General features: G+C 74.0%; 11 protein-coding genes and 1 pseudogene. 5 read left to right on the top strand and 7 right to left on the bottom strand.

Annotated features, from left to right (window positions below):
- Positions 1–61 precede the first annotated feature (61 nt).
- Complete coding sequence (locus B085_RS0112880; protein WP_018558977.1) at positions 62–514, top strand: hypothetical protein; 453 nt, start codon at positions 62–64, stop codon at positions 512–514.
- Between the two features lie 79 nt (positions 515–593).
- Here the strand turns inward: B085_RS0112880 and B085_RS0112875 are convergent, their stop codons facing one another.
- The 4 genes from B085_RS0112875 to B085_RS0112860 form a co-directional block, all read right to left on the bottom strand.
- On the bottom strand, positions 594–1,676 hold the full coding sequence (locus tag B085_RS0112875; RefSeq protein WP_018558976.1) for a zinc-binding dehydrogenase: 1,083 nt from the start codon (positions 1,674–1,676) through the stop codon (positions 594–596).
- Between the two features lie 45 nt (positions 1,677–1,721).
- On the bottom strand, positions 1,722–3,116 hold the full coding sequence (locus B085_RS0112870) for an aldehyde dehydrogenase family protein (protein ID WP_018558975.1): 1,395 nt from the start codon (positions 3,114–3,116) through the stop codon (positions 1,722–1,724).
- 88 nt (positions 3,117–3,204) lie between these two features.
- On the bottom strand, positions 3,205–5,439 hold the full coding sequence (locus B085_RS0112865) for a molybdopterin-dependent oxidoreductase (RefSeq protein WP_018558974.1): 2,235 nt from the start codon (positions 5,437–5,439) through the stop codon (positions 3,205–3,207).
- 94 nt (positions 5,440–5,533) lie between these two features.
- Positions 5,534–6,199 carry a TetR family transcriptional regulator gene (locus B085_RS0112860; RefSeq protein WP_018558973.1) on the bottom strand — a complete coding sequence of 222 codons (666 nt, stop codon included), beginning with the start codon at positions 6,197–6,199 and terminating at the stop codon, positions 5,534–5,536.
- A gap of 96 nt (positions 6,200–6,295) precedes the next feature.
- Here B085_RS0112860 and hmgA point away from each other — a divergent pair, with 96 nt between their 5' ends.
- From hmgA to B085_RS0112845, 3 genes are read left to right on the top strand one after another with little or no spacing between them, the layout of a single operon-like run.
- Entirely contained in the window at positions 6,296–7,609 is a 1,314-nt protein-coding gene (gene hmgA / locus B085_RS0112855; protein ID WP_026250985.1) for a homogentisate 1,2-dioxygenase, read from the top strand.
- Positions 7,606–8,367, top strand: coding sequence for a GntR family transcriptional regulator (locus B085_RS0112850; RefSeq protein WP_018558971.1), 762 nt, complete (start codon positions 7,606–7,608; stop codon positions 8,365–8,367). Before hmgA ends, B085_RS0112850 begins: the two co-directional genes overlap by 4 nt.
- Before the next feature lie 13 nt (positions 8,368–8,380).
- A complete protein-coding gene (locus tag B085_RS0112845; RefSeq protein WP_026250984.1) occupies positions 8,381–9,613 on the top strand; it encodes a type ISP restriction/modification enzyme in 1,233 nt (410 codons plus the stop codon).
- A 125-nt stretch (positions 9,614–9,738) separates the two neighbouring features.
- Here B085_RS0112845 and B085_RS0112840 read toward each other — a convergent pair whose 3' ends face one another.
- From B085_RS0112840 to B085_RS51880, 3 genes and pseudogenes are all read right to left on the bottom strand, one after another.
- Positions 9,739–10,002, bottom strand: coding sequence for a hypothetical protein (locus B085_RS0112840; protein ID WP_026250983.1), 264 nt, complete (start codon positions 10,000–10,002; stop codon positions 9,739–9,741).
- Between the two features lie 115 nt (positions 10,003–10,117).
- Complete coding sequence (locus tag B085_RS0112835) at positions 10,118–10,555, bottom strand: anti-sigma factor (RefSeq protein WP_018558968.1); 438 nt, start codon at positions 10,553–10,555, stop codon at positions 10,118–10,120.
- Between the two features lie 280 nt (positions 10,556–10,835).
- Positions 10,836–10,931, bottom strand: a pseudogene (locus B085_RS51880) (zf-HC2 domain-containing protein); the annotation flags it as partial.
- A gap of 175 nt (positions 10,932–11,106) precedes the next feature.
- On the opposite strand from B085_RS51880, the gene B085_RS0112830 reads away from it, so the two are divergent.
- Positions 11,107–12,675, top strand: a complete 1,569-nt coding sequence (locus B085_RS0112830; RefSeq protein WP_018558967.1) for a DUF4331 domain-containing protein — start codon at positions 11,107–11,109, stop codon at positions 12,673–12,675.
- The last annotated feature ends 42 nt before the right edge of the window (positions 12,676–12,717 follow it).

Below are 12,717 nucleotides of genomic sequence, written 5' to 3'. Positions count from 1 at the left end.
CCGGGGCCCGTGCCCTCCTTCACACGTGGTTCCACGCCGCGGAGACCACGTGCGAAGGGGGATGGTGATGGGACGGGTGCGCGAGGGGGCACGGTTGGGGACCTGGGCCGTCGGCGGGGTCATCGGCCCGGCGGTGCTGTACGTGATCGGGGTGTTCGCCTTCGGCGGCGCGGGGTGGATCACCGCCCCCTTCCGCGGCGAGGCGGAAGAGCGCGGGAACACCGTCGGTTCCGGCGTGTTCCGGCAGGCCACGTACGAGGAGTTCTTCGACCTGTGCGAGGCCGTACAGAACGCCGAGGGGACGATCCAGGCGCTCCAGGAGGAGCGCAAGGCCGCTTCGGAGGTTCGCACGACGCAGATCGACCAGTCGATCACCGCGCTGAGGGCCGCGCGGATCGAGTCGGTCAACGCCTACAACGCGAAGGCCGCCCAGGAGCACCGCGCCCCCTTCCGCGACAAGGACCTGCCGTACCGGCTGGATGCCGCGGCCGAGCGCACGACGTGCACCAACTGATCCCCGTCTCCTCCCGGGAAGAGGACAGCACCGCATGAGGAAGTACGCACCTGCGGCGCCGCGCACCGCGACGACCCGCTCAGAAGACGACCAGCGCCCGCCCGCCCCTTCCTTCCTGCATCGCCTCGAACGCCCCGGGGATTCCCTCCAGCCCGATCCGCCCCGTGACCATCGCCGACAGGTCGAGCCGCCCGGCCCGCACGTGCTCCGCCAGCACCGGCAGGTCACGCGCGGGGTCGCTGTTGCCGTACACGCACCCCGACAGCGTCCGGCCGAAGTGGAAGAGCTCCAGCGCCGAGAAGGAGACCAGGTCGCCCTTCCCGCCGATGCCCACCACCGTCGTCCGGCCGCCGCGCCGCGTCGAGGACCACGCGGCGCGGATCGTCTCGGCGCGCCCGACGCACTCGACGGCGACGTCCGCCCCGTGCCCGCCGGTCAGCGCGCGGATGCGCTTCGCGACGTCCTCCCCCGCGAGGAGGAACTCCGTGGCGCCCGCGGCCCGCGCCAGGGCCTCCTTCTCCGGGGAGACGTCGACGGCCAGGACGGCGCCCGCCCCCGCGATGCGGGCGGACTGGAGGACGGCGAGGCCGACGCCCCCGACGCCGAAGACGGCGACGGACTCCCCGGGGCGCACCCCGGCGCTGTGGTGGACCGCCCCGTACCCGGTGAGCACGGCGCACCCCAGGAGCGCGGCCTCGATCAGGGGGACCCCGTCCGGGAGCGGCAGGACGGCGCCCGCCGCGACCACGGTCTCCTCGGCGAACGCGGCCGTGCCGAGACCCGGGTAGAGCTCGGTGCCGCCGCCCGCGAGCCTGGCGTAGGGCACGCCCGCCGCCGCGCCCGCGCCGGCGCACAGCCAGGGCTCGCCGAGCCCGCAGTAGTGGCAGGTGCCGCAGGAGGGTGCCCAGTTGAGGACGACGCGGTCGCCGGGGGCCACGCCCGTGACGCCCTCGCCCACGGACACGACCGTGCCGGCGCCCTCGTGCCCTAGGACGGCGGGTACCGGCTGCCGGAGCGTCCCGTTGGACAGGGACAGGTCGGAGTGGCAGACCCCGGCCGCGGCGAGCCTGACCCGCACCTGGCCCGGCCCGGGTTCGGGCAGGTCGATCTCGGTGAGGGTGAGGGGCGCGTTGACGGCGGGCAGTACGGCGGCGCGGACCACGGTGTTTTCTCCTGCGCTCAGGGCTGTCAGAACCAGCGGAACCGGTCAGAACTGGAGGGACTTGGTCTGGAGGTACTCGGCGAGGCCGTGCGGGCCGAGCTCGCGTCCGACCCCGGACTGCTTGTAGCCGCCGAAGGGCGCCAGCGGGTTGAAGCGGCCGCCGTTGATGTCGACCTGGCCGGTGTCCATGCGGCGGGCGAAGGCGACGGCCGCGGCGTCGTCGCCCGCCCAGACCGCCCCGGCGAGGCCGTAGACGGTGCCGTTGGCGATGCGCAGCGCGTCCTCCTCGTCCTCGTACGCCAGGATCGACAGGACGGGACCGAAGATCTCCTCCTGGGCGATCGTCATCCGCGGGGTGACGTCGGCGAAGACGGTGGGGCTGACCCAGTAGCCGCGCGTCCGCGGCACGTCGGTGCCGCCGGCGACGAGCCGGGCGCCCTCCTCGACGCCCTTGGCGATGTAGCCGCGCACGCGCTCGTGCTGCCTGGCGTTGACGACGGGGCCGATGCGCTCGCCCGGCACGTACTTGGCGGCGGCCGTCACGGCGAGGTCCACGGCCTCCTCGTACACGTCCCGGTGGACGAGCATGCGGGTCCAGGCGCTGCACGTCTGCCCGGTGTTGGACATGACGTTGGCGACACCGACGCCCACGGCCTTGGCGAGGTCCGCGCCGGGGAGGATGACGTTGGCGGACTTGCCGCCGAGTTCCAGGGCGACCCGCTTGACGGCGGCGCCCGCGGTCGCGGCGATCTGCCGGCCGACGGCGGTGGAGCCGGTGAAGGAGACCAGGTCGACGCCCTCGTGGGCGGCGAGTGCCTGCCCGGCGACCGGGCCGAGACCGGTGACGAGGTTGAACACGCCCGCGGGCAGGCCCGCTTCGTGGACGGCCTCGGCGAAGAGCTGGGCGACCAGCGGGGTGTCCTCGGCGGGCTTGAGCACGACCGTGCAGCCGGCGGCCAGCGCGGGGGCGACCTTGGCCACGATCTGGTGCAGCGGGTAGTTCCAGGGGGTGATCGCGCCGACCACGCCGACGGGCTCGTGGAGGACGGTGGAGTTGCCGATCCGCTCCTCGAAGGGGTGGGTGGCGGCGAGTTCGGCGTACGAGCCCGCGACCGCGATCGGGAGCCCCGCGTGGACGGCCCGGCTGAAGGCCAGCGGCGCGCCCAGTTCGGCGGTGACGGTCTCGGCGATCTCCTCGCTGCGGGCCGCGAGGACGTCGCGCAGCGCGGCGATACGGGCGGCCCGCTCCGCGGGCGGGGTGGCCGCCCAGCCGCGGAAGGCCGCGCGGGCGGCGCGGACGGCGGTGTCGACGTCGTCGGCGGTGCCGGCGGGCACGGTGGCGAACACCTGCTCGTCCGCGGGGTTGACGACGTCGATCGTCCCCGTGCCGGCGGCGGGCCGCCAGTCGCCGTCGATGTACATCCCGTCGTGCGGCTTCATCCCTTGTCCTCCCGGGCGGACCTGCCGTGGAACGCCCAAACTAGCGCCGATAGTTTTTCGTTTCCAGAGCGGTACCCCGTGCGGTGGATCACGCCGGGGTGACCTGGACGGGGAATCCGTTCAGGACCGCGGTGCCCGACAGGGGGTCGAGCAGCGTGCCGTCGAGCAACTGGTTGAGATTGGCCCCCGGTTCGCGGGCCGCGACCGTCAGCCGGGTGCCCGCGCGGTCGTGGCCCCAGCCGTGCGGCAGGCTCACCACGCCCGGCCGCACCGCTTCCGTGACCTCGACCGGGGCCTCGATCTCGCCGCCGTCGCCCTTGATCCGCGCGGGGGCCGCGTCGACGAGGCCGAGGCGGGTGGCGTCCTCGGGGTGCACCTGGAGGGTGCAGCGGTTGCTCCCGCCGGTGAGCGCGGGCACGTTGTGCATCCAGCTGTTGTTGGAACGCAGGTGGCGGCGGCCGATGAGGACCAGCCCGGCCCCGGAGGGGGCGGTGACCGCCGCCAGCAGCCGGGGTACGTCGGCGGTGAGCGCCGCGGGGGCCAGCTCGATCGTCCCGGAGGCGGTGCGCAGCACCTCGGGGACGCGCGGGCGCAGCGGGCCGAGGTCGATGCCGTGGGGGCGGTCGAGGAGGCGGCGCAGGGTGAGGCCGCCGGGGTCGGCGCCGAAGCCGTCGCCGTACGGGCCGAGCCGCAGCATCATGTCGAGCCGCCGCTCGTATCCGGTCTCCCCGGTGAGCGCGGCGGCCAGTTCGGCGGGGTCGCGGCCGTGGGCCGCGGAGTGCGGGTCGGCGGTCTCCTTGGCCAGGCGGTGGCTGACGGCCTGCTCGTCGACGAGCGCGGGGTCGGCGTCCGGTCCGAACCCGCCGAGGAGGAGGGCGAGCCGGGCGAGGATCTCCGGTTCGCCGGGGCGGCCGTCCTCCAGGGGGATCGCGGGCGGGCTGTAGCGGGCGTTGTTGCGCACGGAGAAGTTGGCGAACGCGAAGTCGTAGTGCGCGCCGCGGGAGGGCGGGGGCGGCGGCAGGACGACGTCCGCGTGGCGGGTCGTCTCGTTGAGGTAGGGGTCCACGCTGACCATGAAGTCCAGCCCCGCCAGGGCGCGGTCGAGACGGGCTCCGTCGGGGGCGGACAGCACGGGGTTGCCGGCGATGGTGACCAGGGCGCGGATCCGTCCTTCGCCGGGGGTGTCGATCTCCTCCGCGAGGGCGGCGGCGGGCAGTTCGGAGGCGACCTCGGGGTGGCCGGAGACCCGGCTGTGCCAGCGGCCGGTGGTGAAGCCGCGGCCCGGCCCGGCCGGGCGGGGGGCGCGTGCGGTGGCCGGCAGCGGGAACATCGCGCCGCCGGGCCGGTCGAGGTTGCCGGTGAGGATGTTGAGGACGTCGATCAGCCAGCTGGCGAGGGTGCCGAAGCGTACGGCGGTGCTGCCCAGGCGACCGTAGACGGCGGCGCTGGGGGCGGCGGCCAGGTCGCGGGCGAGGGTGCGGATCCGCTCGGCGGGGACGTCGCAGTGGGCGGCGACGGCCTCGGGGGTGAAGTCGCGGGCCAGTGCCCGGACCTCGTCGACGCCGGTGACGTGCCCTTCGAGGTGGCCGAGCCCGGTGAGTCCCTCGTCGAAGAGCACGTGGACGACGGCGAAGAGCAGCGCGGCGTCGGTGCCGGGGCGCGGGGCGATGTGGAGGTCGGCGAGTTCGGCGGTGCGGGTGCGCTTGGGGTCGATGACGGTGAGTCTGCCGCCGCGGCGGCGCAGCGCCTTGAGCCTGCCGGGGAAGTCGGCGGCGGTGGCGAGGCTGCCGTTGGACACCAGGGGGTTGCCGCCGATGACGACCAGGTGGTCGGTGCGGTCCAGGTCGGGAACGGGGACGGCGAGCGCGTCGCCGTAGAGGTGGCCGCACGCCGCCTGCTTGGGCATCTGGTCCAGGGTGCTGGCCGAGAACAGCGCGCGGGTGCCGAGTGCGCGGATGATCACCGGCGGGTAGAGGCCGCCCGCGATGGTGTGCACGTTGGGGTTGCCCAGGTAGACGCCGGTCGCCGCGGCGCCGTGGGCCGCGCGGACGCGGGCCGCGCCGTCGGCGACGGCGGCGTACGCCTCGGCCCAGGTCGCCTCGGCGAGCACGCCGTCGCGACGCACGAGCGGGCGGGTGAGCCGGTCGGGGTCCCCGTCGACCTGGCCGAAGGCGGCGCCCTTGGGGCAGATGAACCCCGCGCTGAAGACGTCGTCGCGGTCGCCGCGGGCGCCGGTGACCCGGTCCGCGTCGATGGTCAGGGTCAGTCCGCACGTGGCCTCGCACAGCGGACAGATACGCAGGGCGGTACGACTGCTGGCCATCGGGCCTCCCGGGGCAGGGCGCTTCCTCGTGTGCGGTCACCATACCGACCGGTATGCATGTCGGGGTAGCACTTGCGGGGACGGGGCCCGCGGCCTATGGCTCCAGAACACCCGCGAGGTAGGCGCGGAGCAGCACCTTCGTCTCGGCGATGAGCGCGGCCTCGCCCTGCGGGTCGGCGCGGAAGGCCATCTTGAGCAGCGCGTCGGCTGCCTCCACGCCCACCACGAAGGCGGTCCGCAGCCGCCGGTCGTCGGTCACGGACACGCCGGCGGAGCCGAGCGGGGCGATGAGCAGGGCGCGCAGCCGGTCGGCGACGATGTGGTTGGCCAGGTCGTTCACCGCCGGGCCGGGGGCGGGGCCGGCGAAGCTGACGAGGGCGAAGCCCGGCACGGTGCGCCGCATGGCGACGTACTGGTCGACGACGACGTCGATCAGCCGGCGCCAGCCGCCGGCGGCGCCCCGGTCCGCGCCGAGGGCGTCGAGGGCGTCGAGGCGGTCCGTGACCGCGGCGAGGTACGTGTCGAGGTTGCGGCGGGCGAGGGCGTCGGCCATGGCGCGCTTGTTGGAGAAGAAGCGGTAGACCGAGCCGATCGGCACGCCCGCGCGGGCGGCCACCTCGCGCGTGGTCAGCTCCTCGTAACCGCCCTCGTCGAGGATCGCCGCGGCCGCGTCGAGGATCCTGGCGAAGCGTTCGGCGCTGCGCTGCTGGACGGGGACGCGCCGGAGACCGTTGCCGCTGCTGTGCACGAGGTCCATCATGCCGGTTTTCCACAGGGACCGGCCGGTCCCTTGCGGGGTTGATTCCTATGGACAACCATAGGAATCGTGACCAGCACAGAGATCACCAGCACAGAGATCACCAGCACCGACATCCCGGACGGCAAGGACCTCGCCTACCTCTCCGGCTTCGGCAACGAGCACACGAGCGAGGCGGTCCCCGGAGCGGTCCCGGCCGGCCGCAACTCACCGCAGCGCGCCCCGCTCGGCCTGTACGCGGAGCAGCTCAGCGGCACCGCCTTCACCGAGCCGCGGCATCACAACCGCCGCTCGTGGCTGTACCGCATCCGCCCCTCGGCGGCCCACCCGCCGTTCCGCCGGATCGCCGGCGGGCGGCTGCGCAGCGCCCCCTTCACGCAGGCCGAGCCCGATCCCAACCGGCTGCGCTGGAGCCCGCTGCCGCTGCCGCAGGAGCCGGCCGACTTCGTGGACGGCCTGGTCACCGTCGGCGGCAACGGTGACGTGCTGCGCCGCGAGGGCATCGGCATCCACTGGTACGCGGCCAACCGCTCCATGGACGACCGGGTGTTCTCCTCCTCCGACGGCGAGCTGCTGATCGTGCCGGAGCGCGGCCGGCTGCTGCTGCGCACCGAGTTCGGCGTCCTGGCCGCCGGGCCGGGCCACGTGGCGCTGGTCCCGCGCGGGGTGCGCTTCCGCGTCGAGCTGCCGGACGGCGAGGCGCGCGGCTACGTCTGCGAGAACTACGGCCAGCCCTTCCGGCTGCCCGACCTCGGCCCGATCGGCGCCAACGGCCTCGCCAACGCGCGGGACTTCATGGCACCGGTGGCGGCGTACGAGGACCGCGAGGAGCCGGTGGAGGTGGTGAACAAGTTCGGCGGCAACCTGTGGGCCGCCGAGTACGGCCACTCCCCCCTGGACGTCGTCGGCTGGCACGGCAACCTGGTGCCGTACGTGTACGACCTGCGGCGCTTCAATGTGCTGGGCAGCGTGAGCTACGACCACCCGGACCCGTCGATCTACACCGTGCTGACCTCGCCCTCCGACACCCCCGGGCTGGCCAACGCCGACTTCGTGGTCTTCGCGCCGCGCTGGCTGGTCGGCGAGGACACCTTCCGCCCTCCGTACTTCCACCGGAACGTGATGAGCGAGTTCATGGGGCTGATCGAGGGCGCGTACGACGCCAAGGCGGAGGGCTTCGTCCCCGGCGGGGCCTCGCTCCACAACATGATGTCGGCGCACGGCCCGGACCGCACGACCTTCGACCGGGCGAGCGCGGCCGAGCTGGTCCCCCAGAAGGTGGACGACGGGCTGGCCTTCATGTTCGAGACGCGCTGGCCGGTGGTGGCGACCCCGGAGGCGCTGGGGGCAGAGCATCTGCAGCGGGACTACGACGGCGTGTGGCGGGGGCTGGAGCGACACTTCAGGCCATGACGACGAGCCCGAGCAGCACCTTCGCCCCCGACTCGCTGGTCCTGAACCGCAAGCTCCCCCTGTGGTACCAGGTCTCGCAGTCCCTGCGCGCCTCGATACTCGGCCGGCGTCCGGACGCTCCGCTGCGACTGCCGACCGAGGACGCGCTGGCGGGGCACTACGGCGTCAGCGTGCTCACGATGCGGCAGGCGCTGAAGGAGCTGGAGGAGGAGGGGCTGATCCGCCGTCACCGGCGGCGGGGCACGTTCATCGAACCCACCGCGCTGCGCGGGGCGCCGGTGCGGCTGCTGGGCTCGGTCGACGCGATCGTCGCCCAGCAGTCCGGGGACCGCACCAGCGTGCTCGGTCACGGCCCGGCGCCCGTGCCGCCGGAGTTCGCCGAGTACTTCCCCGGGCGGGCGGACACCGTCGCCTACCGCCGGCTGCGCTGCGACGAGTCGGGGGAGCCGACCAACTGGGCGGAGAACTTCGTCCTGCCGGAGCTGGCCGCGCGGATCGACCTGGCGGACCTGGCGCGCTGGCCGATGACGAAGGTGCTCCGGGACGCCCTGGGCGTGAGGATCAGCCGCATCACCGACACCGTCGAGGCGCGGCTGGCCGACCCGGACACCGCCCGCCTGCTGCAGGTGCCCCTGCTCAGCCCGATCCTGCACTACACGGGGGTGACCTACGACGACACCGGCCGCACGGTGGACGTCGTGCGCATCCACTACCGGGGCGACCGCTTCTCCTTCACCGTGACCATGGAGGCGCCCTGAGGGCCTCAGTAGCATGCTCACAGTGAGCGATGAAGCGCCGACGCTGGCCGACCTGATGCCGTGGTCCGTCCCGCCCCTGCGCCTGGGGCGGGGCTGGGTGATGGCCCCCGAGGCCTCCACCCTCGCCGCGCGCTGGGACCGGCTGGTGAAAGCCGGGGGCGCCGAGCGCGAGCGGTTGTTCCACCCCACCCGGGCGCGCACCCCGCACACGGCCGTCGCCCAGCTGCCGGGACACCCGGCGCCCACCACCCGGCTGCAGCGGGAGGACGGCCCGGTCGCGGAGCCGGTGCGGGTGCTGCACGGCCCGTACGACGAGCAGTGGCTCATCCCCGACCAGCGGCTGATCGACGCCGCCCGCCCCGAGCTGTGGCGGGTCGCCGACGAGGACCGGCAGATCTACGCGGTGGAACTCGCGCGCCTGCCGCAGGTCCCGGGTCCGCCCCTGGCCTTCTCCGCACTGCTCCCCGACGGCCACTCCCCCGCCGGCCGGCCGGGCCGGATCCGGCCGCTGTTCCGCCGCCCCGGCGGCGCGGACCCCAACCTCGCGCCGGGCCTGCTGGCCCGCCTCGCCGAGCGGCTGGACACCCCGGTCGCCGCGGAGGACGTGCTGGCCTGGATCGCCGCGCTCGCCACCGGCTCGCCCGCCGAGGTCCCGCTCACCGCCGATCCGGAGGTGTGGGCGGAGGGCGTCGCGCTGGGCCGCAGGATGCTGTGGCTGCACACCCGGGGCGCCCGCTTCACCGATCCGGCGCGGGACCGCCCCGCCGGGCACCCCCGGCTGCCGGGCGGGCGGCGCCCCTACGTCCGGGCGGCGTTCCCCGACGTGCCGCGGGAGGCGCCGTCGTACGACCCGGAGGACGAGGCGCTGGTGCTGGGGAGCGGGCGGGTGTCGCCGGTGCCGGAGGCGGTGTGGGAGTTCCACGCCGCGGGGACGCGGGTGCTGGAGACCTGGTTCGAGCGGCGGATCCCCGACGGGGCGGCGGAGGGCCTCGACGCGATCCGGCCCGCCGCCTGGCCCCGGGCGAGGACGACCGAACTGCTGGAGCTGATCAGTGTGCTGGCCCTGCTGGCGGAGCTGCGGCCGTCACGCCGCGCGCTCGCCGCCCGGGTCGCGGCGGGACCGCGCATAGGGGCCGCCGAGCTGCGCGCCGCGCACGTCCTGCCGGTGCCGGGGACGGCGCGCCGTCCGGCCTCCGTGCTGGACCACCACGAGGAGGGGCCGGACGGGCAGTTCGTCCTGCTGTGACCACAAGTCGACATGACAACAGGCCCGGACGCAGTACACCGACGCGCCGCATGTCGCAGCGCGGTGCCGGGACGGTGTACTGCGCCCGAGCCTGTCCGCTGAGGGAACGCCGAGAACGCCTCCGGTCAGCCGCGGCTGCCGAAGAGCGAACGGCGCAGCCGCCGCAGCGGCGCGAACAGCGACACACGCGCCCCGCGGCTGGCGTTCGCGCGCACGTGGTCGCGCGAGGTCAGCTCGCGCATCAACAGCGTGGCCTCCTCCGCCTCCCGCTGCGGCGCGGCGGGCCCGGCCAGCACCGAGAGATGACGGTCGAGACGCGCACTGGACGCGCTGCTCCCGCACGTGACAGCAGGCACTCGCGGCCTGCTCCGCATTGCTATCTGATCCATGACACTCCCCACCCGTTCGAGGGCACCCGGCACCGGGCAGGGTAACCCTATCGTCCTGCGGCGTCACCTATGCATTCGCGTTCCCGGATTCACCTTCCCGTCAAGGGGGTTGACGTCACGAGCCGATCCCCAGTGCGAGCAGGGGAAGTTGGACCACGGCGTCCGAGCTCGGCACGGGGGATCCGCCAGTCGGCTCAACCGTGACGGTGAAGGCGTACGACCACTCGTCCAGCCCGCCGGTCACGACCGGCCCGGACGTGCCGTCCGCCGCCGGATCGGGGCCCAGCACTTTGAGGGAGCGGAAGGACGTCGGGCGCTCGCTCACCAGCCACAACTGGTAGACGTCGCGGCCCTCCAGCGGCGGCAGCCCGTGCACCGTCACCACGGCGCGGCGCATCCGCCGTGACACCACGGCGGTCACCCCCCGCCCGTGGTCGTCGCTGGAGAAGACGGGGCGGGCGTCGGCGGCCGTCAGCACCTCGTTCACCGCGCGCGCGTCCCCGCGTTCCCGGTCCAGTTGCGCGGTGGTCCGCAGCAGCAGGGCACCCGGCACCGCGCCAGGCAGGCAGGGCCGCCCCGGCGCCCGCCGCGGCCAGGCGCGTCGCGGTTGGCCGGCGCCGGGTCCGCCTCCACCACCGGCCCGGGGCCGGATCGTCGGGAGCGTCCTCGCCGGCGGGGACCCCCGGGCCGTCCCGGTCGTCCGGCGCACCGCCCTCCGTCAGCGGCACCAGCGCGGGCGGCGGCATCGGAGGCGGCGCCGGCACGGCTGGAGCCCCGGCACCGAGCCGCACGGTGTCCCCGGCCAGTCGCCGCACCCGGTCCGCGCACGCGTCGCAGCGCATCAGATGCCGTTCGAATCGGCGCAGTTCCCGCGGTGCGAGGGTGTCGAGCACGTACGCCGCGGCCAGTTCGTGCACGGAACCTCTCATGGGTCGCCCCGCTTCCCTCCGCGGTGCGCGCACCGTCCGGCCGGGCCTATATCACGTTACAACCCCGTGACACAAATTCACCCCGGTCCGCCAATCCGCCCTCAGCACGGCCCCGAAGAACCCACGCAGGACCTCTTCCAAGGGGGAGGGGCCAGACTCGCGAAGGACCGACGCGATGACCGCACACAGCAGGAACAGGCTCAGGGCCCGCTTCGGGCGATCGCGCACGATCGCCCTGCTGGCCGTGGGCGCAGTGGCCGCGGGGGGACTCGCCGCCGTGGGCGCCACGGTACTGGAGCCGGGGACGGCACAGGCGTCCAGCCACCGGGAGGCACCGCTGATCTCGGGGCAGCCGCAGTACGACACCACGGACGTCTACGCGTTCGTCAGCCCCGACCGCCCGGACACCACCACCCTGGTGGCGAACTGGATCCCGTTCGAGGACCCGGCCGGCGGCCCGAACTTCTACAAGTTCGCCGACGATGCCCAGTACGACATCCACATCGACAGCGACGGCGACGCGCAGGGCGACTACCTCTACCGGTGGACGTTCCAGGACCACTTCCGCAACAAGAAGACCTTCCTGTACAACACCGGCCCGGTCACCAGCCTCGACGATCCGGACCTGAACTTCCGCCAGACCTACGACATCGATCTGTTCCGGCTGCACGACCAGCAGGTCACCGGCCGCTACAAGGTCGCGAACGACGTACCGGTCGCGCCGTCGAACGTCGGCAAGGCGTCGATGCCCGACTACAACGTGCTGCGCCAGCAGGCCGTCAGGCACGTCGGCCGCGGCACCACGGCCTTCGCCGGCCAGGCCGACGACCCGTTCTTCCTGGACCTGCGGGTCTTCGACCTGCTCTACGGCGGCAACCTCTCCGAGGTCGGCGACGACACGCTCAAGGGCTACAACGTCAACACCATAGCCCTGCAGGTCCCGACGGCCTCGATCCGCCAGTCGGCCAAGCAGCCGGTCGTCGGCATCTGGTCCACCACGCAGCGGCGGACCGCGAACGGCGACTGGGCACAGGTCTCCCGCCTCGGCATGCCGCTGGTGAACGAGGTGGTCAACCCGATCAGGGACAAGGACCGGTTCAACGCGTCCTCGCCCTGGAACGACGGCCAGTTCCTCAAGAACGTGACGCACCCCGAACTGCCGAAACTCATCGAGGACATCTACAAGATCAAGGCCCCGGCCACCCCGCGCAACGACCTCGTCCAGGTCTTCCTGACAGGCGTGCCCAAGCTCAACCAGCCTCCGCGCGTGCGCCCGTCGGAGATGCTGCGACTCAACACGGCCGTGCCGCCGGCCGCCAAGCCCAAGCGGCTCGGCGTCCTGGACGGCGACACCGCGGGCTTCCCCAACGGCCGCAGGCTGGGCGACGACGTCGTCGACATCGCGCTGCAGGTGGTGGAGGGCGAACTGGTCGGGTCGAAGAACGACCTGGGCGACGCCGTCGACGCCAACGACCGGACCTTCGGCGCGAGCTTCCCGTACGTGGCCCTGCCGGCCTCCGGCTCGGACGGCCCGCTGGCCGAGCCGGCCAACGAATCGGCGCAGACCGACGGCGTCACGCAGCTCAACGCGGGCGGCCTGCTCCCGGGCGGCGGTGACGACGACACCGTGCTGATCGCCTCCGCGGCATCCGGCGGCGCGGGCGTGCTGCTGATCGGTGCGGCGCTGCTGTGGTGGCGGACGCGCCGCCGCCCCGCCGGCCGCGGGGCGCACGGCCGGGCCTGAGCCACCGGCCACCGGCCACCGGTCACCGGTCACCAGCCACCG

The sequence above is a fragment of the Streptomyces sp. BoleA5 genome (assembly GCF_000373665.1).
Lineage (GTDB): Bacteria > Actinomycetota > Actinomycetes > Streptomycetales > Streptomycetaceae > Actinacidiphila.
This window is presented reverse-complemented; position numbering and strand designations above follow the sequence as displayed.

Coding starts and splice junctions, on each gene's coding strand:
- B085_RS0112880 (WP_018558977.1), top strand. CDS start 62: ATGGTGATGGGACGGGTGCGCGAGGGGGCACGGTTGGGGACCTGGGCC.
- B085_RS0112870 (WP_018558975.1), bottom strand. CDS start 3,116: ATGAAGCCGCACGACGGGATGTACATCGACGGCGACTGGCGGCCCGCC.
- B085_RS0112865 (WP_018558974.1), bottom strand. CDS start 5,439: ATGGCCAGCAGTCGTACCGCCCTGCGTATCTGTCCGCTGTGCGAGGCC.
- B085_RS0112860 (WP_018558973.1), bottom strand. CDS start 6,199: ATGATGGACCTCGTGCACAGCAGCGGCAACGGTCTCCGGCGCGTCCCC.
- B085_RS0112850 (WP_018558971.1), top strand. CDS start 7,606: ATGACGACGAGCCCGAGCAGCACCTTCGCCCCCGACTCGCTGGTCCTG.
- B085_RS0112845 (WP_026250984.1), top strand. CDS start 8,381: ATGCTCACAGTGAGCGATGAAGCGCCGACGCTGGCCGACCTGATGCCG.
- B085_RS0112840 (WP_026250983.1), bottom strand. CDS start 10,002: ATGGATCAGATAGCAATGCGGAGCAGGCCGCGAGTGCCTGCTGTCACG.
- B085_RS0112830 (WP_018558967.1), top strand. CDS start 11,107: ATGACCGCACACAGCAGGAACAGGCTCAGGGCCCGCTTCGGGCGATCG.